Annotated in this window: 22 protein-coding genes and 1 pseudogene; 22 read left to right on the top strand and 1 reads right to left on the bottom strand. The window is 70.3% G+C overall.

Translation table 11 applies throughout. The features are described 5' to 3' along the window. On the bottom strand, nucleotides 1–765 hold a 765-nt coding region (locus HMPREF0975_RS15950), incomplete at its 3' end, for a spermidine synthase (RefSeq protein ID WP_009232113.1). 140 nt (nucleotides 766–905) lie between these two features. Here HMPREF0975_RS15950 and dinB point away from each other — a divergent pair. From dinB to HMPREF0975_RS00350, 22 genes and pseudogenes are all read left to right on the top strand, one after another. Then, nucleotides 906–2,156, top strand: a complete 1,251-nt coding sequence (gene dinB, locus HMPREF0975_RS00460) for a DNA polymerase IV (RefSeq protein ID WP_009232112.1) — start codon at nucleotides 906–908, stop codon at nucleotides 2,154–2,156. Between the two features lie 231 nt (nucleotides 2,157–2,387). Then, nucleotides 2,388–2,798 (top strand): DUF3040 domain-containing protein, encoded by a 411-nt coding sequence (locus tag HMPREF0975_RS00455; RefSeq protein ID WP_009232111.1) that lies wholly within the window; start codon nucleotides 2,388–2,390, stop codon nucleotides 2,796–2,798. Nucleotides 2,799–3,313: 515 nt separating this feature from the next. After that, nucleotides 3,314–3,745, top strand: a complete 432-nt coding sequence (gene mraZ / locus HMPREF0975_RS00450; protein ID WP_009232110.1) for a division/cell wall cluster transcriptional repressor MraZ — start codon at nucleotides 3,314–3,316, stop codon at nucleotides 3,743–3,745. A gap of 324 nt (nucleotides 3,746–4,069) precedes the next feature. After that, a complete protein-coding gene (rsmH, locus tag HMPREF0975_RS00445) occupies nucleotides 4,070–5,179 on the top strand; it encodes a 16S rRNA (cytosine(1402)-N(4))-methyltransferase RsmH (protein ID WP_009232109.1) in 1,110 nt (369 codons plus the stop codon). 88 nt (nucleotides 5,180–5,267) lie between these two features. Continuing rightward, a complete protein-coding gene (locus tag HMPREF0975_RS00440; RefSeq protein ID WP_009232108.1) occupies nucleotides 5,268–5,741 on the top strand; it encodes a hypothetical protein in 474 nt (157 codons plus the stop codon). Nucleotides 5,742–5,748: 7 nt separating this feature from the next. After that, complete coding sequence (locus HMPREF0975_RS00435; RefSeq protein ID WP_009232107.1) at nucleotides 5,749–7,548, top strand: peptidoglycan D,D-transpeptidase FtsI family protein; 1,800 nt, start codon at nucleotides 5,749–5,751, stop codon at nucleotides 7,546–7,548. 107 nt (nucleotides 7,549–7,655) lie between these two features. Beyond that, the gene (locus HMPREF0975_RS00430; RefSeq protein ID WP_009232106.1) at nucleotides 7,656–9,242 is read left to right on the top strand and encodes a UDP-N-acetylmuramoyl-L-alanyl-D-glutamate--2,6-diaminopimelate ligase; all 1,587 of its coding nucleotides are present in this window, start codon (nucleotides 7,656–7,658) and stop codon (nucleotides 9,240–9,242) included. Next, nucleotides 9,227–10,757, top strand: a pseudogene (locus HMPREF0975_RS00425) (UDP-N-acetylmuramoyl-tripeptide--D-alanyl-D-alanine ligase). The gene HMPREF0975_RS00430 and the pseudogene HMPREF0975_RS00425 overlap by 16 nt, the downstream one beginning before the upstream one ends. Then, nucleotides 10,754–11,854, top strand: a complete 1,101-nt coding sequence (gene mraY / locus HMPREF0975_RS00420; RefSeq protein ID WP_009232103.1) for a phospho-N-acetylmuramoyl-pentapeptide-transferase — start codon at nucleotides 10,754–10,756, stop codon at nucleotides 11,852–11,854. Before HMPREF0975_RS00425 ends, mraY begins: the two are co-directional and overlap by 4 nt. A 106-nt stretch (nucleotides 11,855–11,960) precedes the next feature. After that, the gene (gene murD / locus HMPREF0975_RS00415; protein WP_009232102.1) at nucleotides 11,961–13,571 is read left to right on the top strand and encodes a UDP-N-acetylmuramoyl-L-alanine--D-glutamate ligase; all 1,611 of its coding nucleotides are present in this window, start codon (nucleotides 11,961–11,963) and stop codon (nucleotides 13,569–13,571) included. Then, nucleotides 13,568–15,238 (top strand): FtsW/RodA/SpoVE family cell cycle protein, encoded by a 1,671-nt coding sequence (locus tag HMPREF0975_RS00410; RefSeq protein WP_049939298.1) that lies wholly within the window; start codon nucleotides 13,568–13,570, stop codon nucleotides 15,236–15,238. Before murD ends, HMPREF0975_RS00410 begins: the two co-directional genes overlap by 4 nt. Continuing rightward, nucleotides 15,222–16,481 (top strand): UDP-N-acetylglucosamine--N-acetylmuramyl-(pentapeptide) pyrophosphoryl-undecaprenol N-acetylglucosamine transferase, encoded by a 1,260-nt coding sequence (locus tag HMPREF0975_RS00405; RefSeq protein ID WP_009232100.1) that lies wholly within the window; start codon nucleotides 15,222–15,224, stop codon nucleotides 16,479–16,481. Before HMPREF0975_RS00410 ends, HMPREF0975_RS00405 begins: the two co-directional genes overlap by 17 nt. Further along, complete coding sequence (gene murC / locus HMPREF0975_RS00400; RefSeq protein WP_009232099.1) at nucleotides 16,478–18,034, top strand: UDP-N-acetylmuramate--L-alanine ligase; 1,557 nt, start codon at nucleotides 16,478–16,480, stop codon at nucleotides 18,032–18,034. Before HMPREF0975_RS00405 ends, murC begins: the two co-directional genes overlap by 4 nt. Before the next feature lie 443 nt (nucleotides 18,035–18,477). Further along, nucleotides 18,478–19,323 (top strand): cell division protein FtsQ/DivIB, encoded by an 846-nt coding sequence (locus tag HMPREF0975_RS00390; protein ID WP_009232098.1) that lies wholly within the window; start codon nucleotides 18,478–18,480, stop codon nucleotides 19,321–19,323. A 254-nt stretch (nucleotides 19,324–19,577) separates the two neighbouring features. Then, a complete protein-coding gene (ftsZ, locus tag HMPREF0975_RS00385) occupies nucleotides 19,578–20,945 on the top strand; it encodes a cell division protein FtsZ (protein WP_009232097.1) in 1,368 nt (455 codons plus the stop codon). Nucleotides 20,946–20,973: 28 nt separating this feature from the next. Continuing rightward, nucleotides 20,974–21,798: a polyphenol oxidase family protein gene (locus HMPREF0975_RS00380; protein ID WP_009232096.1), complete on the top strand. Its 825-nt coding sequence runs from the start codon at nucleotides 20,974–20,976 to the stop codon at nucleotides 21,796–21,798. A gap of 153 nt (nucleotides 21,799–21,951) precedes the next feature. Continuing rightward, a complete protein-coding gene (locus tag HMPREF0975_RS00375) occupies nucleotides 21,952–22,413 on the top strand; it encodes a cell division protein SepF (protein WP_009232095.1) in 462 nt (153 codons plus the stop codon). 12 nt (nucleotides 22,414–22,425) lie between these two features. Beyond that, a complete protein-coding gene (locus HMPREF0975_RS00370) occupies nucleotides 22,426–22,719 on the top strand; it encodes a YggT family protein (RefSeq protein WP_009232094.1) in 294 nt (97 codons plus the stop codon). Nucleotides 22,720–22,884: 165 nt separating this feature from the next. Next, nucleotides 22,885–23,490, top strand: a complete 606-nt coding sequence (locus HMPREF0975_RS00365; RefSeq protein ID WP_009232093.1) for a DivIVA domain-containing protein — start codon at nucleotides 22,885–22,887, stop codon at nucleotides 23,488–23,490. A 224-nt stretch (nucleotides 23,491–23,714) separates the two neighbouring features. Beyond that, nucleotides 23,715–24,464 (top strand): signal peptidase II, encoded by a 750-nt coding sequence (gene lspA, locus HMPREF0975_RS00360; protein WP_009232092.1) that lies wholly within the window; start codon nucleotides 23,715–23,717, stop codon nucleotides 24,462–24,464. After that, on the top strand, nucleotides 24,461–25,381 hold the full coding sequence (locus tag HMPREF0975_RS00355) for an RluA family pseudouridine synthase (RefSeq protein WP_009232091.1): 921 nt from the start codon (nucleotides 24,461–24,463) through the stop codon (nucleotides 25,379–25,381). The genes lspA and HMPREF0975_RS00355 overlap by 4 nt, the downstream gene beginning before the upstream one ends. 95 nt (nucleotides 25,382–25,476) lie before the next feature. Next, nucleotides 25,477–26,312 (top strand): ketopantoate reductase family protein (locus tag HMPREF0975_RS00350; RefSeq protein ID WP_009232090.1); only part of this gene is annotated, 836 nt, incomplete at its 3' end.

Genomic DNA, 26,312 nt, shown 5'->3' with positions numbered 1-26,312 from the left:
CAGGCGGCGCACCGCGCGCTCGATCTTCTCGAGCTCGCCGGCCGTGAAGGGCTCACGGCGGGCGGCCAGCACCAGGTTGCCCTGACGTCGGCCGCGCATCGCGGCCGGGTCGGAGATGATCACCAGGCCGTTGGCGTCTCCCGGCAGCGCCTCCATGAGCGCCTCTATCTCCGCCCCCGCCTGACCGCGAGGCGTGGAGGAGGTATTGACCAGCAGTACGCCACCGGGCGCGAGCGCATCCAGGCACGCGGCCAGGAACTCCCGGCTCCGGCAGGAGGCCGGCACGCTGCCGCCGTTGAACACGTCCCGGACGACGACGTCCCACTGGCCCGGCCGCAGCCCTCCGACGACGTCGGCAGCGTCGCCGACCCGGATTCGCAACCTGGGGGAGCGGGGCAGGTCGAACCAGGCTCGTACCCGGGCCGCCAGGATCTCGTCGATCTCGACGGCCACCTGCTGGGAGCCGGGCCGTGTCATGTCCCACGCCCGGGCTAGGGCGCAGCCCGCCCCGCCCAGGTGGAGCGCTCTGACGGGGTCCTCCGTGGGGCGCAGCACACCCAGAACCGCATCCATCTGCTGGTGGTACTCGAAGTCCAGGTGGGCCGGGTCGCGCAGGTCCAGAAAGGATGACTCCGCGCCGTCCAGCATCAGCAGGATGCCAGTGTCCCGCGCCACCAGCTCTGCCATGGCGAAGGAGGTGCGCACCGGCCCCGTGGGAAGGCCGCTGAGCGCCGGGGCGCCACAGACCCTGCGTTTACGTGTCACAGGGCCAAGGTAGCCTGGGAGGCAATGAGAAGGACTCAAGCCGGTACTGACCGGTCGTCGTCGGAGCGGACGTCGGCCGAACGCAGCAGCACGTCGAAGAGCTCGCCCAGCGCGCTCGCGGATCCATTGAGGAGGTGGAGATGAGCAGGGCGCCCCGTTCCCGGGCCGCGCGCCGCTCCTGGGGGGACGACGACTCCGCCGCGCCCATCATCCATGTCGACATGGACGCCTTCTTCGCCTCGGTCGAACTCCTCGAGCATCCCGAGCTGGCCGGCCGGCCCGTCATCGTCGGCGGTCGCGACGGCCGGGGCGTTGTGTCGGCCGCCTCCTACGAGGCCCGCGCCTTCGGCGTTTCTTCGGCGATGTCCATGGCCGAGGCCTGCCGGCGCTGTCCCCAGGCCGTGGTGCTGCCCGTGCGCCACGGCCTCTACTCCCGGGTCTCGGCCCAGGTCATGTCCGTCTTGGCGGAGGTCACTCCGGTTCTGGAGAAGGTGAGTATCGACGAGGCCTTCCTCGACGTGACCGGCGCCCGGCGCCGGATGGGTCCGCCGGTGACCATCGGCAGGTGGATCCGCGCCGAGGTGCGCCGGCGCGTGGGCGTGCCGGCCTCGGTGGGCATTGCCTCGACCAAGTTCGTCGCCAAGCTGGCCTCGTCCCATGCCAAGCCCGACGGACTGCTCCTCATCCCGGCCCACGCCACCCGGGACTTCCTCAACCTGCTGCCGGTCGGGGCGCTGTGGGGCGTGGGCGCCAGGACCCAGGAGGTCCTGGCGAGATGGGGCATCAACGATGTGCGCACCCTGGCCGACGCCGATCCTCGCCACCTTGAGAAGATCCTCGGCCGGGCTGCCGGGAGGCACCTTCACGAGTTGTCGCACGGCGTCGATCCCCGCCGGGTGGAGCCGGTGCGCGAGGAGAAATCGGTGGGAACCGAGACGACCTTCTTTGACACCGTCGCCGATCGTGAGCACGCCAGACGGATCCTGCTGGACCAGACCCACCAGTGCGCCGCCCGCCTGCGTGCGGGAGACCTGCGCTGCCGCGTCGTCGTCCTCAAGGCCCGAGGAGCCGACTTCACCACTGTCACCCGCTCGCGCACCCTGGCGGTTCCCACCGACCTCGCCCGCGACATCTGGGAGATCGTCGCCGCCCTCTTCTCCGCCCTGCCCACTCCGGCGGGCGGCTTCCGCCTCCTGGGCGTGCGAGTCGAAGGGCTCCTTCGCCCCGACGACGGCGTGCAGCTGCTCCTGGACGAGGATTCCCGGCGCGGCGCCCCGGAGCGGGCGGCCGACGCCGTACGGCGTAGGTGGGGTAACGGCGCGCTGGCCCCGGCCAGCCTTCTGAGAGGCGAGGGCGGGGTCACTCGGCGGCCGCGCGGTGGTGCAGGGTGATGACGAGACGGTGAGACGATGCAGTAGTGAGGAGGCGTGCCCGATGAGTCCGATCGGTCCCGATCGGTCCCCGGCCTCAGCCGAGCTGTTACGGTTCATCTCGGTTAATTTCAGTCAGCCCCGGTCAATCTCGACCAATGCGGTCCCGCGAGTTTCTCCTGAGCCCCCACAGCGCCTATCCTGGCAACTACGGCGCAGATCCCCCGGCCCCTCCCGGAAGCAAGGAGCATGATGGCACTGTCAGAGCGAGAGCAGCAGGTCCTGCGGGACCTGGAATCGCAGCTCCACCAGGACGACCCCGACCTGGCGCATACGCTCCAGCGCGAGGAGCGTCGGCTCTCGCGCCCCTCGCCCCGCCAAGTCGGGGGAGGCGTGGCCCTGATCCTCGTCGGCCTGACACTCCTGATCGCCGGGGTCTCTGTGCGCCACAACCTCGTGTCCATCCTGCTGGGCGTGGCGGGCTTCCTCGTCGCCGTTGGCGGGGTGGCCCTGGCCCTGACCCGGGTGGAGAGCGCTTCCGGGTCGCGCCAGTCCGCCAGTGACGCCAAGTTCGGCGGGGGCAAGAGCGGCGGGAAGAAGCGCTCCGCGTTCATGGACCGCCAGTACGAGCGCTGGGAGCGTCGCCGCGACTCCGAGGACTGAAACGCCTCTCCGCTCTCCGCCCCTGTCGCAGGCCGCGCCGCCAGACCGGATCCCCACTCCCCTCCACCACCCCCACTTCCCTCCACCACTCTCGGCCCGACAGGTCCTGTCCCCGGCACTCGCTCGCTCGGGACGGGACCTGTGTTTGTGAGGGCCCGAGTGGATGCAGCAGGTCCTGCGGCGAGGTCGCCGCCCTCCTCGCGCGTTCCGTCTCGATATCCCTCGGCGACGGGAATCTGCGTGCAGGCCGGATGAAGCCTACTTTTTTCCTGTATATCCACCACGCCGAGAAGGCGGTGTCGCACACCTCCCTCCACGGGCCCTCCACTCCGCTCCACCATGTTCGCGTCCGACGCAGTTCTCCGGCATTTCAACGAAAAATGCTGTTGTCATGAGAGCGGTCGTGAGCCCGCGATACGCAGTTGTGATGCGCTCGCAGAGGAGGGGTGGGAGAAAAGGGAGGGAAGTGGAGTAGGGTGGGGTGCACGGGGTCGTCGAGGGGAAGGAGGTGGCTCATGTTCCTGGGAACGCATGCACCCAAGCTGGACGAGAAGGGCCGTCTCATCCTTCCGGCGAAGTTCCGTGAGGAGCTTGCGGGCGGAGTGGTTCTGACCCGAGGTCAGGAGCACTGCCTGTACGCCTTCACCGCTGCCGAGTTCGAGCGCATGTACGCCCAGCTGCGTGAGGCCCCCCTCGCCCAGAAACAGGCGCGCGACTACGTGCGCGTCATGCTCTCGGGAGCGGACTCGCAGATCCCAGACAAACAGGGGCGCATCACGCTGCCAGGGCAACTGAGGGCCTACGCGGGCCTGAAGAAGGAGCTGGCCGTGATCGGAGCCGGAGCCCGGGTGGAGATCTGGGACGCCGAGTCCTGGAGCACCTACCTGGCCGCTCAGGAGCAGGTCTTCGCCGACACGGCCGAGGAGATCATCCCCGGCTTCTTCTGAACCGACTTCTCAGACGACTTCCCGACCACAACTGAACAACGCGGAACGCACGCAGATGCCGTCACGGCGCTGATGGGCCATCTCGTGAGGTCTCCGCCCGATGTCGCGTCCGACGCCCCTTCCCCGGCGCCGGAACCACGGGAGGAGTCCTGGCGAGATGGCCGCCGTCCGGACCGCATACCGACGTCGAGGACGAGTACCCGCCCCGTCAGAGATCGCGGACAGCGATCTCTCGAAGGCTCGTTGAGCCGCCCAGAACCAGACATGTCAACCAGATGTGCCCAGGACGCAGCACCGGGCAGGCTCCAGGAAGGAGGACGCCGCATGACCAGCCCCCAGGCGCAGTCGGCCGCCGCCGACGCCGCCGGCAGGCACGAGCCGGTACTCCTCCAGCGCTGTCTGGACCTGCTCGCGCCGGCGATCAGGGGCGCCGCCCGGAGCACCGCGGCCAGGCCGGTCATGATCGACTGCACGCTGGGCTTGGGGGGACACACCGAGGCGGCACTCGAGCGCTTCCCGACTCTGAAGGTCGTGGGCATCGACCGCGACCCAGAGGCGATCGCACTGGCATCGGCGCGTCTGGAGCGCTTCGGCGACCGCTTCATCGCGGTCCGAGACACCTACGACGCCGTGAACCGGGTGGCCCGTGAGCACTCCGCGAACAGCGATGGGACGGTGGACGCCGTCCTCATGGACCTGGGCGTCTCCTCCCTTCAACTCGACGAGGCCTCGCGGGGCTTCTCCTACGCCCGCCCGGCGCCTCTCGATATGCGCATGGACCAGGGCTCGGGGCCCACCGCCCAGGACCTGCTGGAAGGCTCGAGCGCCGCCGAGCTCACCCACATCCTGCGCACCTACGGCGAGGAGCGATTCGCCTCCCGCATCGCCGCCGCGGTCGTGAACCGTCGGCAGGCCGGTGAGCCGGTGAGCAGCACGCAGGAGCTGGCCGAGCTCGTCCGCCAGGCGGTGCCGGCACCGGCACGCCGCAGCGGCGGGCACCCCGCCAAACGGACCTTCCAGGCGCTGCGCATCGCCGTCAACGCCGAACTCGACGTCCTGGAGCTGGCCGTGCCCCGGGCACTCAACAGCCTGCGGGTCGGGGGACGCCTCGTGGTGGAGTCCTACCAGTCCCTGGAGGACCGGATCGTCAAACGGGCACTGGCCCACGGGGCCACCTCCCGGGCACCGCAGGATCTGCCGGTCGTGCCCGAGGCAGACCGCCCCTACCTCGAGCTGCTCACCAGCGGCGCGGAGAAGGCCGACGCCCGCGAGCTGGAGCACAATCCCCGCTCGGCGCCGGTGCGGCTGCGTGCGGCGGAGCGCCTTCGTCCGGCCGACCGGGCGCCTGCACCGCAGACGCGTCCGTCATCCTCCGACGGCCGGGTCTCGGGCCGTCGAGCCGGACGCCGCGCCAACCGGCACCGCCCGACGTGAGGCCGGGTCCGCGCAGTTTCGACAACCGTCTCAGTCCATTTCGCATCACACGTACCAAGTCCAACGACACCACAGGGAAGGCACATTGATGAGCGCCACCGCCACTGCTCGAGTCACCCGCCCGATCGCGACACGGCGCACCGCCCAGGCGAGTGGTTCCTCCGGCATCCAGGGGCGCACGGAGGCCGGTGCCGTCAAGCGCCCTCAACTGCGCGTCATCAGCGGCGCATCCCGGGCGACGTCGTCGTCCCTGCCCTTCCTCACGCTCATCATCATGGTACTGGCCGGCGCCCTCGTCGCCTCGATGCTCCTCAACGCCAAGATGGCCGACACCGCCTACCGGATGAAGGAGAAGCAGGTCGAGCTCAACGTCGCCGAGGACCACGTCGAGACGCTGCGCACCCAGGTGCAGGAGGCCTCTGCTCCCGACGCCCTGGCCACTCGCGCCAAGGAGTTGGGCATGGTGCCCGCGGCCGCTCCGGGCGTCGTGGACGTCGACAAGGGGCAGCTCACCGAGGGCACCCCTGCCCACGCAGCCAAGGCCGGTCAGGCCGGGAAGTAGGCCGCCGGTGAACCCCTCGCGTCGTCAGGTGCTCCAGGCCGGAGGTCTGCTGCTGTTCACGGCTCTGGCCGGGCGCACCGTCTACGTCCAGGCGGTCGACGGACCGGAGCTGGCCGCCAGAGCCAAGGCCGAGCGCACGGTCTCCTGGGTCAACCGGGCGCCCCGGGGGGACATCACCGGACGCGACGGCACGGTCCTGGCCTCTTCGGCGGTCAGCTACGACATCGGCGTCAACCAGCCCCTCATCGCCCAGTACGAGCGCACCGAGATGCGCCTCAACGAGTCCACCGGGGTCAACGAGAAGGTCGTCGTCGGCTACGGAGCGGCGGCGGTGGCCGCCCAGCTCGCCCCGATCCTCGACGTCGACCCCTTCGAGCTCGGGGCCAAGCTTGTGGGAGAGCGGACCTACGAGGTCATCGCCCAGGAGGTCGCCCCCGACACGTGGCGCAAGATCAAGGCCCTGGACATCCCCGGAGTCGAGCCCGACCAGCGCACCCGGCGCACCTACCCGGCCGGGACCGTGGCCGGCAACGTCCTGGGCTTCACCCGCGAGGGGGAGCACAACCGCGAGCTCATCGGGGCGGCCGGGCTGGAGCTCACTCAGAATGAGCTCCTCACCGGTGTCGACGGCAAGGGCAGCGAGGAGATCGGGCGCAGCGGCGTCATCATCCCCACCGGCGAGCAGAAGGACAATCCGGCCCGGCCGGGCGCCACCGTGCGCACCACCCTCCATCCGGACCTGCAGTCCATCGCCCAGGAGACCATCGACCGCACGGTGGCGGCCCAGCACGCCGACTGGGGCATCGTCATGGCCATGGAGCCGAGCACCGGCAAGGTCGTCGTCCTGGCCGACTCCAACTCCGTGGATCCCTCCAACCCGTCGGCCACCTCCGAGGAGAACCGCACCGCGCGCAGCGTCCAGGCCGTCTTCGAACCCGGAAGCGTCGGCAAGGTCGTCACCTTCGCCACCGCCCTGGAGACGGGCGCCGTCAAGCCCGAGGACACCTGGACCATCCCCTACACCTGGACCTCCGCCAGCGGCCAGACCTTCAAGGACTCCCACGCGCACGAGACCCAGTCGATGACGACCTCCGGGGTCCTGGCCGAGTCCTCCAACGTCGGCACCGTCCAGATCGGCGAGAAGGTCTCCGACGATGTCCGCTACGACTACATGAGGCGCTTCGGCTGGGGCGAGACTACGGGCATCGAGATGCCCGCCGAGTCAGAGGGGATCCTCTACCCGCCCAGTTCCTGGGACGACCGCACCCGCTACACCACGATGTTCGGCCAGGGGGTGGCCGGTACCACCCTTCAGTCCCTCCAGGTGCTGGCCACCGTCGCCAACAAGGGCGTGCGCGTGGCCCCAAGAGTCATCGACGGCTGGGTCGACGCCGACGGCAAGGAGACCCCCCAGACCCGCCCGGAAGGGGTGCGGGTGATCTCCGAGGCCACCGCCACGACCCTCACCGAGATGCTCATCGGCGTCACCCAGGAGGGCGGCACCGCCGAGGCCGCCTCCATCAACGGCTACCTGGTGGCGGGCAAGACCGGTACCACCGAGATCCTCACCGACGACTCCACCGTGGCGTCCTTCGTCGGATTCCTCCCCGCGCGCGACCCGGTCCTGGCCATCGCCGTCATCGTCTACCGGCCCGAGGGCATCTTCGGAGGCACCGTGGCCGCCCCCGCCTTCCGGGAAGTGGCGCTGGCCGCCATGCAGGCGCTCAACATCGCCCCGGACCCGAGCGTCGTGGCCGCCCAGGCCGCGCGCAACGGAGCCGGCGGGGAACGGGATGCGAGCCAGTGAGGTACCCCATGCGGTAGACGATCGTGACCACCAGCACCCCAGCGAAGCGACCCTCAGAGGTTCTTGTGGAAGATCGACAGTCGAAGGTCGCGATAGATTGAGGAACTATGAGCAACCACGCCTACGAGTCGGCCGCCGCCCTACGGCCGGGCTCCAATGGTCCCGTCCCCATCAGCGCTCTGTGCGAGCGCTTCTCCCTGGTTCCCGCCTCAGCCGATGACGCCGCCGCCCTGGAGGATCTGAGCGTCCTGGGGGTTAGCGTCGACTCCGGTGACACCGCCCCGGGCGAGCTCTTCGCGGGCCTGCCCGGCTTCACCGTCCACGGTGCCCGCTTCGCCGCCGAGGCCGTGGCCTGCGGCGCCGTCGTCGTCCTGACCGACGCCGAGGGTAGCCGGATCGTCCACGAGACCGCCCCCGAGACCCCGGTTCTCATCTGCGACGACCCGCGCGCCGTCGTCGGCCCCCTGAGCGCCGAGGTCTACCACCACCCCGCGCGCGGCCTCATCACGACGGCCGTCACCGGTACCAACGGCAAGACCACGACCTCCTACTTCCTCGACGCGATCCTGTCGGCCCACGTCGGCGCCTGCATGGTGGCCGGGACCGTCGAGCTGCGCGTGGGGGAGCGCTCCGTGGAGTCCCCGCGCACCACCGTCGAGGCCCCCGTCCTGCAGCGGATGATGGCCCTGGCCGTAGAGGACGGGGTCGGCGCCGCCTCCCTGGAGGCCTCCAGTCACGCCATCGTCCTGCACCGGCTCGACGGAGTCGTTTTCGACGTCGCCGGCTTCACCAACCTCCAGCGGGACCACCTCGACTTCCACAAGACCATGGAGGGCTACCTGGAGGCCAAGGCGCAGCTGTTCACCCCCGAGCACGCCCGCCGCGGCGTCGTCTGCGTCGACGACCAGTGGGGCGCCGCTCTCGCCGCCGAGGCCCCCATCGAGATCGACCGCCTGCGCGCCTACCCCGGCGACGCCCCCGCCGACTGGTGGGTCAGTGACGCCGCCGTCTCCCTGACCGACTCCGCCACCACCTTCACCCTCCACGGACCCGACGGCGAGCAGATCGAGGCCTCCTGCCCCCTTCCCGGACTCGTCAACGTCCAGAATGCGGCCCTGGCCCTGGTCATGGCCATCCGTGCGGGCGTGCCCACCGCCACCGCCACCGAGGCCCTGGCAGGAGCCCACAACATCCCGGGCCGCATGCAGCGCATCAGCCAACGCGACACCAGGCGCGGCCTGTGCATCGTTGACTTCGCCCACACCCCCGACGCCATGGAGCTGGCCCTCAAGGCCGTGCGCCCCATCACCCCGGGCCGCCTCATCGTGGTCTTCGGCTCCGACGGCGACCGCGACCAGGGCAAGCGGCCCATGCTGGGCGAGGTGTGCGCCCGCCTGGCCGACGTCCTCGTGGTCACCGACGAGAACCCCCGCAGCGAGGATCCCCAGCTCATCCGCAACGCCATCCTGGACGGGGTACGCTTCGTGCGCCCGGACCTGGAGAACGTCGAGGAGATCACCACTTGGCGCGGCGACGCCGTGCGCCGCGGCGTCGAGCTGTGCGGCCCCGACGACACCGTCATCGTCACCGGCAAGGGCCACGAGCCCTTCCTGGAGATGGCCGGAGACTTCATCCGCTACAACGACGCTCCCGTCATGGCCGAGGCCGTCGAGGAGAAATGGGGGCGGGGATGAACCTCACCCTGAGTCAGATCGCAGCCGCCGTGGGCGGCAGGCTCATCGGCCCGGACGCACCTGTGACCGGCCCGGTCGTCACCGACTCCCGCCAGGCCGCCGAAGGCTCCCTGTTCGTCGCCGTCCACGGCGAGCGCACCGACGGCCATGCCCACCTGGGCTCCGCACTCTCCCTGGGCGCCGTCGGGGCGATCGTCTCCGACCCGGGGGCCGCCCGGGCCGGGTTGGGCATTGACCGGGGCGGCGCTGCCGGCTCCGCGGCCGCACAGCCCGGGACGGGGGCTGCGTCCACGACGGAGGACACGACTGGGGGTACGGCTGAGGAGCTGCCCCTGGGACTCGTCCTCGTGGAGGACACCGTCACGGCCCTCGGTGCCCTTGCCCGCACCCATCTGGTCGGCCTGCGCCGGGCCGCAGCCGACCGCGGTGAGCGGCTCACCGTGGTGGCGATGACCGGCTCGGTGGGCAAGACCACCACCAAGGACCTCACCCGCCAGCTCCTGGCCGCCTCCGGCCCCACCGTCGCCCCCAGGGCCAGCTTCAACAACGAGATCGGCCTGCCGCTGACCGTCCTGGAGGCCGATGAGCGCACCCGCTACCTCGTCCTGGAGATGGGGGGCCTCCGGTCCCGGCCACATCGCCTACCTCACCGACATCGCTCCCCTGGACGCGGCCGGGGTCCTCATGATCGGCCACGCCCACATGGGAGGGTTCGGCTCCATCGAGGGCGTCGCCGCCGCCAAGGCGGAGATCGTCGCCGGCCTGCTGCCCGGCGGTACCGCCATCCTCAACGCCGATGACGCGCGCGCCGCCGCCATGGCGGATCTCGCCCCGGGGCGGGTCCTCACCTTCTCCGCCCAAGGCAACCCCGCCGACCTGCGGGCCGAGAACATCGCCCTGGACGAGGCCGCCCGTGCCGGATTCGACCTCCACCTGCCCGGACTGGACGGACCCCGGCGCGTCCGGCTCTGTGTTGCCGGCGCCCACAACGTGGCCAACGCCCTGGCCGCCGCGGGACTGGCCCTGGCCGCGGGGCTCGACCCCGGGATCATCGCCGAGCGCCTGGGGACTGCGAGCATTGAGAGCCCCCACCGCATGGACATCTCGGAGCTCAGTGGTGATCTTCTCCTGATCGACGACTCCTATAACGCCAACATCGATTCCATGACAGCCGCACTGGCCGCTCTGCCGGCCCTGGCCGGAAGCCGGCGCCGCGTCGTCGTGGTTTCCGAGATGCTCGAGCTGGGGGAGTCCTCCGCTGCCGATCATGCCCGCACCGGGGAGCTAGCGGCCCGGGCCGGAGCGGCTATGCTCATCGGCATCGGCTCCACCCAGGAGGCACTCGAGGCCGCCAGGGCGCGAGGGGTCGAGGTCGTCGGCTTCGACGATGCCGCGACCGCCATCTCCCAGATCGACGCCCTCCTGGCCGACGGCGACGCCGTCCTGGTCAAGGGCTCCAACGGATCCGGCGCCTGGCGCCTGGCCGACCACCTCAAGGAGGTTCGTCCCCGATGACCGCCATCCTCATCTCCGGCGTGGTCGGACTGGTGGGCACTCTGCTGGGAACCCCGCTGCTCATCCGCTACCTCCACGCCAAGGAGTACGGGCAGTTCATCCGCCAGGACGGCCCCCAGGGCCACTTCACCAAGCGCGGCACGCCCACCATGGGCGGCCTCGTCATCATCATCTCCACCGTCCTGGGATACACCCTGGCGAATCTCACCCAGCTGCGCACGCCGCGAGCCTCCGGGGTCCTGCTGCTCTTCCTCATCGTCGGGCTCGGGCTCATCGGCTTCCTGGACGACTTCGAGAAGATCTCCAAGCAGCGCTCCCTGGGGCTGCGGGCCTGGCAGAAGATCCTGGGACAGGCGCTCATCGGCATCGGCTTCTCGGTGGCGGCCCTGCACTTCGCCGACCGCAACGGGCTCACCCCCGGCTCCACCCGGATCTCCTTCGCCCGGGACTCGGCGATCAACCTGGCCTTCGCGGGCAGTGTCATCGGGCTCATCCTGTTCATCCTGTGGGCGAACTTCCTCATCACCGCCTGGTCCAACGCCGTCAACCTCACCGATGGCCTCGACGGGCTGGCCGCCGGCGCCTCGGCCATGGTGTTCGGCGCCTACACGCTCATCGGCCTGTGGCAGACCAACCAGTCCTGCAACTACGGCCACGAGACCATGGTCCCCACCACCTGCTACCTGGTCAGAGATCCGCGCGACCTGGCGATGATCGCCGCCGCCCTGATGGGGGCGTGCTTCGGGTTCCTGTGGTGGAACGCCTCACCGGCCAAGATCTTCATGGGCGACACCGGCTCCCTGGCCCTGGGCGGTGCCGTCGCGGGGCTGTCGATCCTGACCCGCACCGAGTTCCTCGCCGTCATACTGGGCGGGCTCTTCCTGGCCGAGGTCATGAGCGACATCATTCAGATCGTCTCGTTCAAGTCGACAGGCCGACGCGTCTTCCGCATGGCTCCACTGCATCACCACTTCGAACTGGGAGGATGGACCGAGGTCAACGTGGTGATCCGCTTCTGGATCATCGCCGGCCTGTGCGTTATCGCGGGACTGGGACTCTTCTACGCCGAGTACCTGCGCCAGCTCATCTTCGGGTGAGTCGGGTCCCCCGGATTCCGCGAACCATCGATGCAGAGCCCCCTTGCCGGCGGTCCGGCCAGGAGCAGTGAAGAACAGTGAAGAACCAGGAGCGTGAGCCCGCACCGTGACCAGCCTGACTGAAGTCCCCGGTGAACCGCCCCGCAGCGCCGGGACGGTGAACGCATCCGGCCGCGTCGCCGGTCCTGCCGGGTCCCTGCACGATCAGCTCGACGGCGCCCACGTGGCCGTCGTCGGGCTGGGGCGCACCGGGCGCGCCGTTGTCGACGCCCTGGCCACCCTGGGGGCTCGCATTCACGTCTTCGACAGCCGCGAGGCCTCCATCGAGGCGCTGGACGCCTCCGCGCACACCGCCCTGGCCTCCTGCGTCGTCTCGGCCGCTGTGGCCGACGGCGAGGCGTGTGCAGCCGCCCTGGCGGACTCTCCGGCGCGGCTGCTGGTCGTCTCACCTGGCGTTCCGGCCACGGGTCCGGTCCTGCGCACCGCCGAGGCGGCCGGCATCGAGACTTGGAGCGAGATCGAGCTGGCCTGGCGGCTCCAGCAGGACTCCTCCCGACCGGATGTCCCCTGGCTGACGCTCACCGGCACGGATGGCAAGACCACTACGGTCGGTATGCTCTCGGCCATCCTCCAGGCCCAGGGACTCGCCGCCCCGGCTGTCGGCAATATCGGAACGCCCGCCACCGAGGCGGTGCTGTCCGGCAGCGCAGACGCCCTGGCCGTGGAGCTGTCCAGTTTCCAGCTGCACACCACCCGGACACTCTCGCCCCTGGCCTCTGCGTGCCTCAACCTGGCCGCGGACCACCTCGACTGGCACGGGGGCCCGGAGGCCTACGCTGCGGACAAGGCCCGCGTCTACGCCCGGACCCGTCTCGCCGCCGTCTACAACCTCGCCGATGCCGCCACCGAGGGCATGGTCCGCCAGGCCGACGTCGTCGAGGGCTGCCGCGCCATCGGATTCACCCTGGCCACGCCGGGACTCGGGCAGGTCGGCATGGTCGAGGATCTGCTGGTGGACCGTGCCTTCCACGCCGAGCGCCGCTCCAGTGGCGTCGAGCTGGCCACCGTCGCCGACCTGGCTCACCTAGCTCCGGGCCACCGCACCGAGAACCTGCCCCCCCATATACTCGCCGACGCCCTGGCGGCAGCGGCTCTGGCTCGCGCGGCAGGTGCGAGCGCCGAGGCGGTCGCCGCCGGACTGCGCGCCTACAGCCCCGGAGCCCATCGAATCGTCACCGTCGCCGAGGCGGACTCCGTCACCTGGGTCGACGATTCCAAGGCCACCAACCCGCACTCCGCCGAGGCGGCGCTTACCTCCCTGCCGCGGGGAACCGGCGTATGGATCTGCGGCGGAGACACCAAGGGCGCCCAGTTCTTCGACCTGGTCCGCTCGGTGCGCCCCCACCTGCGCGGCGCCGTCGTCATCGGCAAGGATCAGAGCGATATCCTGGCCGCCCTGGAGCAGGAGGCCCCGGGACTGCCGGTGACCCGCATCGGCGACGCCGCGCCCGAGCGGGTCAGCGCCGCTGCGGTGGAGGCAGCCGGCACCATGGCCCGCGGCGGCGACACCGTCATGCTGGCTCCGGCCTGCGCCTCCTGGGACCAGTTCACCTCCTACGCCCAGCGCGGTGACCTCTTCGCCGCGGCTGCCCGGGCTTACACCCGCGGTGACGGGCTCCAGACCACGGACGCCCCCGCTGTCCAGGAGCAGCTGTGAAGACCGGGTCCGCCTCGGCCACCGCTTCCCGCTCGTCGACACCCTCCTCGTCAGGATCCTCGACGATGGTCGGACACGCGTCAGGAAGGCCGCGGGCCGAGGACCCGCCGGGCGAGGCGACCGCTCGGAAGACCTCCGCCAAGGCGCCCGAGCAGTCGACGAAGCAGCCATCACGGTCCGGCAAGCAGTCCGGCCCGCGCACCGCCCGACCCCGGCAGTCATCGAACTCGCCGAGACGGCACGTGAAAGGATCCCCGTCCCAAGCGCCTTCTCAAGTTCCGCAGAAGGCATCGCCGAGGACTGTCGGTTCTCGGGGCACCAGCCAGATCGGTCACCTGCGCGCCGCATGGGGCCGGCGCCTGGCGCGCTGGGGCGAGCGCCTATCCCGCCCGTGGGAGGGCTCCAAGGCGTCCGAGCCCGACGGCTCCTCTGCGCAGCGCCATCGCCCACGCCGTTCGGGCGGCGCCGACGACTCGGCTCAACGCTCCGAGCAGGTGACCCTGACCTACTACTGTCTGCTCATCTCCACCCTGGTGCTGGAGACTTTCGGACTCATCATGGTCTTCTCCGTGCAGTCGGTGACCGTTGCCGCCAACGGCGGCAACGCCTTCACCGACTTCGCCAAGTACCTCGTCTTCGCGGTGGTGGGGACCGTGGGCATGATCGGGGTCTCCCGTATGCCGCTGTCCTGGTTCCCCCGGGTCTCCTGGGTGGTGCTGGGACTGACGATCGCCATGCAATGCCTGGTCTTCACCCCCATCGGCGTCAATGTCTACGGCAACCGCAACTGGATCCTGGTGCCCGGGGTCGGCACGGCCCAGCCCTCGGAATTCATCAAGGTCGCCCTCGCCCTCGTCCTGGGCACGCTGGCGACCTGGTACACGGCCAAGCGCCGGGATCGGACCGCGGTAGCGGGGTGGGTCGGCGTCGCCATTGCGATCGTGGCCGTTCTCGGCGGACAGGACCTGGGAACCGTCATCATCCTGGTCCTCATCGTCGCGGGCGCCCTATGGGTGGGGGGCATGCGGAAACGATGGTTCGCTCTTCTGGGAGTGCTCGGCCTGCTCCTCTTCGCAGGAGCCTCGCTGCTCAGTGCCAACCGGCGCGCCCGCATCATCGCCTGGCTCCACCCCGAGGGCGCCGACCCCACGGGCGTGGGCTACCAGCCCAAGCACGGCATGTGGGCGCTCGGCACCGGCGGTTGGTTCGGTGTGGGACCGGGTTCCTCGCGTCAGAAGTGGGGCTACCTCACCCAGGCCGACTCCGACTACATCTTCGCCGTGCTCGGAGAGGAGTTCGGGCTGGTGGGCACCCTCGTCGTCATCGTCCTGTTCGCCGTCATCGGCGGCTGCTGTCTGCGTCTCATGAGACGCCACTCCACCACCTACGTCGTGGCCACCACCTCGGCCATCGGCGCATGGATCGTGGGACAGGCGATCATCAACATGAGCGTTGTCACCGGCGCCCTGCCGGTGCTGGGCGTCCCGCTTCCCCTCGTCAGCCGCGGAGGAACCGCCCTGGTCTCGGTTCTCCTGGCCATCGGGGTGCTTCTCGCCTTCGCCCGCCACGAGCCCGGCGCGCAGGAGGCCCTGTCCACGAGCCCCGGGGCGCTGCGTCGTTCCCTGGCAGTCATCGTCCCAAGGAGGAACCGTGCCCGAGACAAGTGAGAGTGCAGGATCGCCCCAGGAGACACAGCCCATCCGGGGCGAGCGCGACCGGCCGTTGCGGGTACTCCTGGCCGGTGGCGGCACAGCCGGCCACGTCAACCCGCTGCTGGCCTCGGCCGCTGCCCTGCTGGACCCGGCCCTGGGCGGGGACCCCCGCACGCGGATCCTTGTCCTGGGGACGGCCGAGGGGCTGGAGAAGCGGCTGGTTCCCGAGGCCGGCTTCGAACTGGCCTTCGTCCCCCGGGTCCCCCTGCCCCGGCGCCCCAGCGGGGATCTGCTGCGCCTGCCGCACCGGTTGGGAAAGGCGATCAGCGCGGCCACCGAGGCCATCGAGACGGTCGGTGCCGACGTCGTCGTCGGCTTCGGCGGCTACGTCTCCACCCCCGCCTACCTCGCTGCCCGGAAGGCCGGTGTACCGGTCGTCATCCACGAGCAGAACGCCCGCCCGGGCCTGGCCAACCGGCTGGGGGCCTCCTGGGCCCAAGCGGTCGCGCTGACCTTCGCCTCCACCCGACTCAAGGCCTCCAAGGGCCGCACTGAGGTCACCGGGCTGCCCCTGCGCCCGGCCATCGCCGCCCTGGTGACGCAGCGCTCTACCTCGGAGGGGGCTCATCGTGCCCGCGTCGACGGCGCCCAGGCGCTGGGGCTCGATCCCGCGATGCCCACGCTCCTGGTGACGGGCGGCTCTCTGGGAGCCCAGCACCTCAACGAGGTCCTCAGCGAGTCGCTCAGCTCCCTGCCCGCCGGTCTGCAGGTGCTGCACCTGACCGGCAAGGACAAGGACGCCCCCGTGCGCGCCGCCCTCGAGGCGGCGGTGGATGCCGGTGCACCGGAGGATCTGATCGAGCGCTACCACGTGCTGGACTACCTGACCACCATGGAACAGGCCTATGCCTGCGCCGATGGGGTCCTGTGCCGCTCGGGCGCCGGCACCGTTGCGGAGATCACCGCCCTGGGCCTGCCCGCGCTCTACGTCCCCCTGCCGATCGGCAACGGGGAACAGCGCCTCAATGCCGCCGACGTCCTGGCCTCGGGAGGCGGTCGCATGGTACTCGACGCCGACCTCAAGCCCTCTGACATTCTCGACTTTACGGTGCTCATCTCCGATCCCGAGCGGCAGGCCGCCATGGCCCGGGCCGCGGCCTCCACCGGAGTCCAGGACGCGGCGGCCCGACTGGCCGCCCTCATCCAGCAGTGCGCCTCAACGAACAACACTCCCACCGACGAGGAGAACGCGGCATGACCACGACGACACGCGCCCCCCGCGCCGACACCCGGCAGGCCGGTTCCGACCGCCGCACGCTGTCGGGCCGGTCGTTCCACCTCATCGGCATCGGGGGAGCGGGCATGAGCGTCGTCGCCCAGCTGCTCGCCGCGCGCGGCGCCCGGGTCTCGGGCTCCGACGCCCACGGCGGCCCCGCCTTCGACCACCTGGCCGATCTGGGGATTGCGACCCACCTGGGCCACGACGCCACGCACCTTCCCGCCGAGAGCACGGTCGTGGTCTCCACCGCGATCAAGGAGACCAATCCCGAGCTCGCCGAGGCGCGCCGCCGTGGCCAGGAGGTCATCCACCGCTCCCAGGCCCTCGCTCTGGCCGCCCAGGGGCTGGACTTCGTCGCCGTGGCCGGTGCGCACGGCAAGACGACGACCTCGGGCATGCTCGCCGAGGCCCTGACGGACACCGGAGCCGATCCCTCCTTCGCCATCGGCGGGGTCGTGAGAGCCCTGGGCACCGGAGCCCACCTGGGGAGCGGTCCCGCCCTGGTGGCGGAGGCTGACGAGTCCGACCGATCCTTCCTCAACTACTCACCCCGCATCGAGATCGTCACCAACGTCGAGCCCGACCACCTCGACAGCTACGGCTCCGCCAAGGCCTTCGAGGCGGCCTTCGTCGACTTCGCCCACCGCCTGGTCCCCGGGGGGCTGCTGATCGCCTGCGCCGCCGACCCCGGCTCCCTGCGTTTGGCGCAGTCCGCCGCCGATGAGGGCCTGCGCGTCGTCACCTACTCCTTCGGTGGCCCCGACACCCTGCCCGGTGGGAAGCCGGTGGGGGAGGGGCACGTCCACCTGGACATCCAGGAGCGCGGCGCATCCTCCACCCGCGCGCTGCTGACCCTGACCGGGGCGACGGACCGCGACCCGACTGATGACACGGGGAGCCGCACGGTCGAGCTGGTGCTGGCAGTCCCCGGAGACCATGTGGCCCTCGACGCCGCCGGCGCCTGGGCGGCGGGCATCGAGCTCGGCGTCGAACCGGCCGAGATGGCCCGCGCCCTGGGCTCCTTCGGGGGAACTGGGCGGCGCTTCGAGGACCGGGGCCAGGCCGACGGCGTACGCGTTATCGACGACTACGCCCACCACCCCACGGAGATCGAGGCGCTGCTTCGCACCGCGCGTGAAGTCGCCCAGGAGCGCGGCGGCCGGGTCCTGGTCCTCTTCCAGCCGCACCTGTTCTCCCGCACAAGGGCTTTCGCCGACCGCTTCGGGCAGGCGCTCGCCCTGGCCGACGTCGTCGTCGTCGCGGACGTCTACCCGGCCAGGGAGGCTCAGGCCGACTTCCCCGACATCTCCGGAGACACGGTCGCCCGGCGGATCCCTGGCGACAAGGCCTCCTTCGTCGCGGACCGGCGGGACGCCGCACACGCGGCGGCCGCTCTGGCCCGCCCCGGAGACCTGCTGCTGACAGTCGGAGCCGGTGACGTCACCGAGCTCGCCGCCATCGTCCTGGCAGACCTGACGGCTCGCGAAGGCGCTGCACCCGGTTCGCCCGAGGACCGGGGCGAACCGGCATGAGGAAGCCCTCGGCGCCCCGCCCCGAGCCGTCCGACCGGTCTCAGGGCGCCCCGGCCAGCATCCCGCCGCGCCGCTCCGGAATACGGCGTGCGCGCCCCGTCCGCTCCGGGCGGAGCGGGAACGGTCGGAACGGGGGCAGGCAGCCCTCGCAGGATTCACAGGCCAAGAGGCCGCCCGAGCAGCCGACCCAGCCATCCGGCCGGACGAGCAGCCTGTCGACGACGGCCAGACGGCCACGGGTCCCCGGCTCCGGCGCCACCGTGAGGAGGGACGGAGCCGCGCGCAGTGGCGCCCCGTCATCCTCGGGCGGCCCTCGCTCGACCCCATCGAGGAGCTCGTCAAGCCCTTCGCCCAAGCCTCGTCGGGACGATGATGGCCCCGCAGGGACCAAAAACCGGGAGGCGGCCTCCAGTCCGGACGGAGCGGCGAGCACGGAGCTGACCGTGTTCGGCCGTCGACAGGTGGCGCTGCCCAGAGGCGACGACCGGGTCGTCTCCACCGGGCTCGCCGACCGCCTCAAGGAGCGTCAGCAGGCCCTGCACCGGTTGCGCCTGCGCCGGGTCACGACCGCGGCGGCAGTCGTGCTCGTCGTCGTCCTGACGACCTGGGCCCTGCTCTTCTCACCCCTTCTGGGGCTCAAGACCCAGAGCATCTCCGTCGTCGGATCGGACGGCAGCGTCTCGGACAAGCAGGTCCGCGACGTCCTGGCCTCCTACGCGGGCGACTCGTTGCTGAGGCTCGATACCGGCCGGCTCTCCGCCCGGGTCAGCGACAACCTGGTCCGAGTACGTCGGGCGCAGGTGACCAGGGCATGGCCCCGAGGACTGCGAGTGCAGCTGACGATGCGGGTGCCGGTGGCCACTGTTCAGGGCCCGGACGGGTACCAGATCCTCGACAACGAGGCTGTGGTCCTCGAACGGGTCCCCGAGGCGCCGTCGGGCCTGGTGACCATCATGCCCGACTCGGCCGAGACCGGCGGGGCCGCGGGGCCCCGGGCGATCTCCGCCAAGCAGGTCGCAGCGGTCACCCAAGTAGTGGGCTCTCTCACGCCGGAAACGCTGGCCCAGGTCTCCAGCGGGAGCGCCACCGAGGCCGGGCAGGTCACGCTCACCCTGTCCAACGGTGCCAGCGTGGTCTGGGGCGACACCCGTGACAACACGCTCAAGGCACGGGTCCTGGCGACGCTGATGACCACCAGTGCATCCATCTACGACGTTTCCTCGCCCCATCGCCCCACCACGCGATCGACCGACGCCGCGTCCACTGCGACGTCGTCGCAGACGTCCTGAGCGGTTCCGCGCGCCCCGCCGTACAACCGGCTGGAGGGCCGCCGGACGCTCACTGCCGGCCTTCAGGTTTATTGCAGGTGAATTGCAGTGATATAGCAGGAAATCCGCAGGCAACTGCACGCGAACACGCCGGGCTTCAATGCGTGGCGACGTCCTGGAAGTCTCATAGCGTTAAGCCAGTCATTCAGAGAATGACATAAGTATAGACCTTAACTTGAGGTTGAGGTTTGAGGGGAGTCCTCGACAGGGGGCTCATGACGAAACTCGCGGAGGGGACGCCAGTGGTCGAGAGCATGGCTGTGGACGACGCACAGCACTACCAGGCAGAGATCAAGGTCGTCGGAGTCGGCGGCGGCGGCGTCAACGCCGTCAACCGCATGATCGAGGCTGATCTGCGTGGCGTCGAGTTCATCGCCGTGAACACCGACGCTCAGGCGCTGCTCATGTCCGACGCCGACGTCAAGCTCGATGTCGGACGTGACCTGACCCGAGGGCTGGGGGCGGGGGCCGACCCGGCCATCGGCCGCAAGGCCGCCGAGGACCACGAGTCGGAGATCCGCGAGGCCCTCGACGGGTCGGACATGGTCTTCGTTACCGCCGGAGAGGGGGGTGGTACCGGCACCGGCGCCGCCCCCGTGGTCGCCCGCCTGGCCAAGAGCATCGGAGCGCTGACCATCGGCGTGGTCACCCGGCCCTTCTCCTTCGAGGGGCGTCGCCGCTCGGCCCAGGCCGAGGACGGCGTCCAGGCGCTGCGCGAGGAAGTCGACACCCTCATCGTCATCCCCAACGACCGCCTCCTGCAGATCGCCGACAAGAACATCTCCGTCGTGGACGCCTTCAAGCAGGCGGACCAGGTTCTTCTCCAGGGCGTTCAGGGCATCACCGAGCTCATCACCACCCCCGGCCTCATCAACGTCGACTTCAACGACGTCAAGTCCGTCATGCAGGGCGCCGGCAGTGCTCTCATGGGCATCGGCTCCGCCACCGGCGAGGGGCGCGCGATCACGGCTACCGAGGAGGCCATCGCCTCCCCGCTGCTGGAGACCTCGATCGACGGCGCCCACGGCGTGCTGCTCTTCTTCCAGGGCGGCTCGGACCTGGGGCTGTTCGAGATGAACGAGGCCGCCAACCTCGTGCGCGAGGCTGTCCACCCCGAGGCGAACATCATCGTCGGAAATGTCGTCGACGGCGCTCTGGGCGACGAGGTTCGCGTGACGGTCATCGCCGCGGGCTTCGACTCCGAGCCGGTGGTCGGCGGCCTGGCCGACCCGGTGACCCGGCTGTCGAGGGCGGCCTCCGTTCCGCCGGTACCCTCCTCCCCGGTCGAGGATCTGCCGCCGGCGCCTGCCCCTCGCGGTGGCGCACACGCCGCGCAGAACCCGGTGACCCGTCCCGTGCCGCTAGCGCCGGCGCCGTCATCGCCGGCCGTCGCTGCCCACCTGTCGGAGGTGAATGCGGCCGAGGCCCTTTCATCGGGGAGCATGCCCGCCTACGTGGACGACTCCTACGGGACGTACGGCTCCGTGCCGGTTCAGCAGTCGGTCTCCGAGCTCGAGGTGCCGCAGGTCATCGGCGTCGATGCCGACGACGACGGCATCGATCTGCCCGACTTCCTGCGTTGAGTGACGCTGACGTCGGGACCGCTCAGGGATGCGTGAAACGGCTACCGCTCAGGTCGCAGACCTGATCGAGGCGGATCTGGGCCCGGGGGCCCGCGGGTACTTCACCACTCGCGGCCCGCGGGCCCGTCTCGTTCCCGGCAGGGGCGACACCGACTCCGCGGCCCGGGGCGCCGACGACGACGGTGACCAGGACGGGGTCTACTGCGGCTGGAATCTCGCGCTCCATGTCGGCGACGACCCACAGCGCGTTCGCGGCCATCGTCGCCGGCTCGAGGAACTGCTCGGGCTCGAACGGGGAGAGCACCTGGCCTGGATGAATCAGGTGCACTCCAGCACCGTTGCTGCCGCTCGGACCGAATCGGTCCCCACGGCGGATGCGCTCGTCTTGGATACCCGAATGCCCGGGGCTCCGGCCGGCTGCTGCGTCCTCGTGGCTGACTGCGTTCCCCTTCTACTGGCCCATCGGGACGGCATTGTGACGGCGGCCGTTCACGCCGGGCGCCGCGGCATGCTCGACGGCGTCGTTCCTGCCACGATCGATGCCCTCCGGCGCGCGGGCGCGGTTCCGGGGGACCTCTGGGCGGCCGTCGGACCGTCGATCTGCGGCTCCTGCTACGAGGTGCCCGATCACATGCGCACGCTGTCCGCGCAGCGCGAACCCGCCTGCGCTTCGCGCACGTCGTGGGGAACCCCCGGCCTCGATGTGGCCGCCGGCGTCATCGCCCAGCTCGAACGCGCGGGAGTGGGGCACATCAGCGCCGGCGGGTGGTGCACCTACGAGGATCCGCGCTTCTATTCCTTTCGGCGGGAGGGAACGACTGGACGGCTGGCGGGCGTCGTTCTCCCGAGATGAGGCTCAGGGCGCTGAATACTTCCTGAGCGTGACCTACCTGGAACCTGAGGTTGGGGACACGCCGGGTTGAGGTCCCCGTGCGGCGTTGCGGGGGCGGATACCGTCGCAGCACATCCGGAACGCAGGGGACCGGACGAACCAAGGAGCGACAAAATGGGCGCGCTGCGCAGTATGACCAGTTTCCTCGGCTACTCGGAGCCGGAGGAGGAGACCTACGAGGACGGCTACGAGGCCGCCGACGCCGGTTTCGCCGTGCAGGAGCACGAGCAGGACTTCGTCGATGAGGGCTACGAGGATTTCGCCGCCCCTGCTGCGCCCGAGCCTGCCGCTGCCCCGGACCTCCGCCGCATCGTCACGGTGCATCCGTCGACCTACAACGAGGCCAGGATCATCGGCGAGTCCTTCCGCGACGGTGTTCCCGTCATCATCAACCTCACCGGCATGAGCGAGTCCGACGCCCGTCGCATGGTCGACTTCTCCGCAGGCCTGGTCTTCGGCCTGCACGGCGCCATCGAGCGAGTCACCCCGCGGGTCTTCCTGCTGACCCCGGCCAGCGTCGAGATCGACGGCGGCGAGGTCGCTGAGGCTCGCGGCCGGTTCTTCAACCAGAGCTGAGTTGACTGACGCGTGACACTTATCTCCGTGCTGGCCAAGATCCTGTTGGGAATTCTGGACCTGTACCTCCTCATCCTCCTGGTCAGGGTCGTGCTCGACTGGGTTCAGCTGTTCGCCCGCCAGTGGCGCCCCCAGGGGCCCGTTCTGGTGTTGGCCAACCTCGTGCACGCCCTGACGGATCCGCCCCTGCGGCTGATCCGTCAGAGGGTGCCCATGGCGCGCCTGGGAGGGGTCGGCATCGATCTGAGCTTCCTGGTCCTGTTCCTCGGGATCTTCATCCTCCAGTGGTTCCTCGAACTTCTTTGAACGGGTGTGAAGTCGTGAGCGAACCGCTAGAGTGCTGTTCTCACACCAGCGTGAGATAGCGCGCTTGATGTGGCCTGAACCTCGAGTTCAGGTACTCTGTCCGCATGAGTGACCGGATGCCCGGTGCTCGTGACCTTATCCGTAACGACACCGAGGTGACGACCCATGACGCTGCTGACAGCAGACGACGTCCTCAACAAAAAGTTCCAGGCGACCAAGTTCCGTGAGGGCTACGAGCAGGACGAGGTCGACGAGTTCCTCGACGAGGTAGTCGAGGCGATGCGTCAGCTGGAGGCTGAGAACGCCGACCTCAAGGCCAAGCTCGAGGCCGCCAACCGCAGGGTGGCGCAGCTCGGCGAGGGAGCTGCCATCCCCGCTGCTCCCGCTTCCCCCGTCTCTCCGGTCCAGGCCGAGCCTGCCGTGTCGGTGCCCGCCGTCTCCGGCGAGTCCGGTGGCCAGGGCCCGGCCGCCGCATCCGGCATGCTCGAGCTGGCCCAGCGGCTCCACGACGAGCACGTCGCCAACGGCAAGGCCGAGGGCGAGCGGATCGTCACCGAGGCGCGCTCCACTGGCGAGCAGATCGTGCGCGAGGCCGAGGACCAGCGCAACCGGACACTGGCTCAGCTGGAGAAGGAGCGCTCCGGCCTTGAGCACAAGATTGACGAGCTGCGGCGCTTCGAGTCCGACTACCGCACCCGTCTCAAGAGCTACCTGCAGAACCTGCTGACCAACGTCGAGGACGGCGGCGAGAGCTCCATCTCCGGCCTGTGATCCCCAGGCCGTGATCGCCTCCCGGCGCCACCCCGTGAGCACCTCAGGGACCGGCCTACGGAGCACCATCTCCATGACTCCCATCCGTCAAGGACGATCCGGCTCCTCCCGTCGTCTCTGACACGGCCTCCTACGAAGGGCGGCGACCCGCGCGGGTCGCCGCCCTTCGCTCGGTGCGTACGCTCCCACCCGTCTCTCTTCCGAGCGCAATGCGAGAAAGCCCCATGCCAGATCACGTGGACGCGGCCACGCCCCCCGAGGAGGCCGCGGATAACATCGTTTCACTCCCCACAGACAACCCGTTCAGCGCCATGGAGAAGAGCCTGGGAGCTCAGGGCGGCCGGGACGGAGAAGGCCGTCGGGCCCGGCGCCTATCGGTGACCGTGCTATGGACGATGGCGGTCGTCATCGTCGTCGTCGACCAGCTCAGCAAGCAGTGGGCGCTCTCCGCTTTGTCCGACGGACAGCACACGACCCTGCTCGGCCGGGCGCTGGGGCTCGTCCTGGTTCGCAACCCAGGTGCCGCCTTTTCCTTCGCCACCGGGCAGACCTGGATCTTCGCCCTCATCGCCTCCCTCGTGGTGGTCATCATCGTCCGTGTTTCCCGGAACCTGGCCTCCCGCTCGTGGGCGGTGGCCCTCGGCCTGGTGCTCGGCGGAGCGGTTGGCAACCTCATCGACCGTCTCCTGCGAGAACCCGGATTCCTGCGAGGCCACGTCATCGACTTCATCGACTACGGCGGCTACTTCGTGGGCAACGTCGCCGACATCGCGATCGTACTCGCCGCCGCGGGCATCATTGTCCTGTCCCTGGGAGGATGGGAGATCGACGGGACGCGCGCCGGCTCCCGGAGCACCCCGGAGCCGAAGGGCGCCGACGGATCGCAGACCCCGGCTCGCGCGGCGGGCGCCGCAGTCCGCCAAGGGGACGCCGCCGCTCCATCCATGCCGGCGATGCCCGCGGAGCCGGAATGAGTCTGCGCCTTCTGCTCGTTCCCGACGGCTTCGACGGCGACCGCCTCGATTCGGCCCTGGCCCGCATGACGGGGCTGTCCCGCAGTCGGGTCGGAGAGCTGTGCGGGGCCGGCGGCGTGCGCAGGGACGGAGAGGCACTCACGAAGTCCGCTCGTCTGCGCGCCGGCGACCTCCTCGAGGTCGACCTGCCCGATCCGCGCCCCGCCGAACCCGTCCCCACCCCGGTCGAGGGCATGGAGCTGCTCTACGAGGACGAGGACATCGTCGTCGTCGACAAGCCGGCAGGTGTCGCCGCCCATCCCTCCATGGGGTGGGACGGCCCCGACGTCCTGGGCGCACTCAAGGCGATGCGCGTACGGGTGGCCACATCGGGGGCCTCCGAGCGCCAGGGCATCGTCTCGCGCCTGGACGTGGGCACCTCGGGCGTCATGATCGTGGCCAAGGGGGAGCGGGCCTACTCGGTACTCAAACGCGCTTTTCGGGAGCACACGGTGGACAAGGTCTACCACGCCCTGGTGCAGGGCCACCTCGATCCCTCCAGCGGCACGATCGACGCACCCATCGGCCGCCACCCCAGCCGGGAGTGGAAGATGGCCATCATCGAGGGCGGGCGCGAGTCCATCACCCACTACGACGTCATCGAGGCGATGCCCGGGGCCTGCCTGGCCGAGATCCACCTGGAGACCGGACGCACCCACCAGATCCGTGTCCACATGGCCGCCGTCGGCCACCCCTGCGTCGGAGACGCCACCTACGGTGCCGACCCGGCCATGAGCGTGCGCACCGGTCTGATCCGCCAGTGGCTCCACGCCCGTGAGCTCGGCATCACCCACCCCATCACCGGTGAGCGCATGGTCTTCACCTCCGACTACCCCTCCGACCTCATCCACGCCCTGGACGTCCTCCGCCTACCGTGAGCGGCATCAGACCGACTCACCCGATGACCCGAGCTCCCGCGCCACGCGCAGGGAGACAGACGAACAGATAGAAGCAGAACCGAGAGGAGACGCTGGTGCGTATCGTCGTCATCGGTGCCGGGGGCATTGGAGGATGGCTCGGCGCCCGCCTAGCCGCGAGCGGCCAGCAGGTCGGGTTCCTCGTTCACGGCCGCACCCTGGCGGCCCTGCGCTCGGGCGGGCTGACGCTGCGCGAGCTCTCCGGCGGCGAACCCGGTACCGTCACCGTCCGCATCGAGCAGCCGCTGGCCAGTGACGATCCGGACAGGCTCGTCGACGCCCTGGGCGGATACCCGGACCTGGTGTTCGTGACTACCAAGGTCGACGCACTGGCCGAGCTGGCTCCCGTGCTCAAGCGTCTGACCGCTCCCGGTACCGGTGTCGTCTCCACCCAGAACGGGATCAGCGCGCCCGGACTGCTCGCCGACGCCGTCGGCAAGGAGCATGTCCTGCCCGGAGTCGCCCGCGTCTACTCCGCCATCATCTCGCCCGGAGACATCCGCACCATCGGCAGCGCCGGCTCCCTGGCCCTGGGGGAGTGGGACGGCAGCGCCACCGCTCGCAGCAGCGCCGCCGTCCAGGCCCTCGAGGAGGCCGGCATCTGCGCCTGGATCCCCGACTCCATCTGGGCCGAGCTGTGGCGCAAGGTCTCCTTCGTCGTCGTCCAGGGCGCGCTCGGCGCCGCCGCGAACGCACCCATCGGCGTCCTGCGCTCCGACCTGCGAGACGCCTTCAGTCGAGCTGCGGGCGAGGTCGTTGCCGTCGCCTCCGCCCTCGGGCACGACCTGGCCACCCACGACGCCCCCGACCCGGTCGCCGCCGTCCTGGCCCTGGCAGACGCTCAGCCCGCCGGCGCCACCACCTCGATGCAGCGCGACATCGCCGCCGGCCT

The sequence above is a fragment of the Actinomyces sp. oral taxon 849 str. F0330 genome, assembly GCF_000239715.1.
Taxonomy (GTDB): Bacteria; Actinomycetota; Actinomycetes; order Actinomycetales; family Actinomycetaceae; genus Actinomyces; species Actinomyces johnsonii.
The sequence above is the reverse complement of the archived record's forward strand: the minus strand, read 5'-3'. Positions and strand labels throughout refer to the sequence as shown.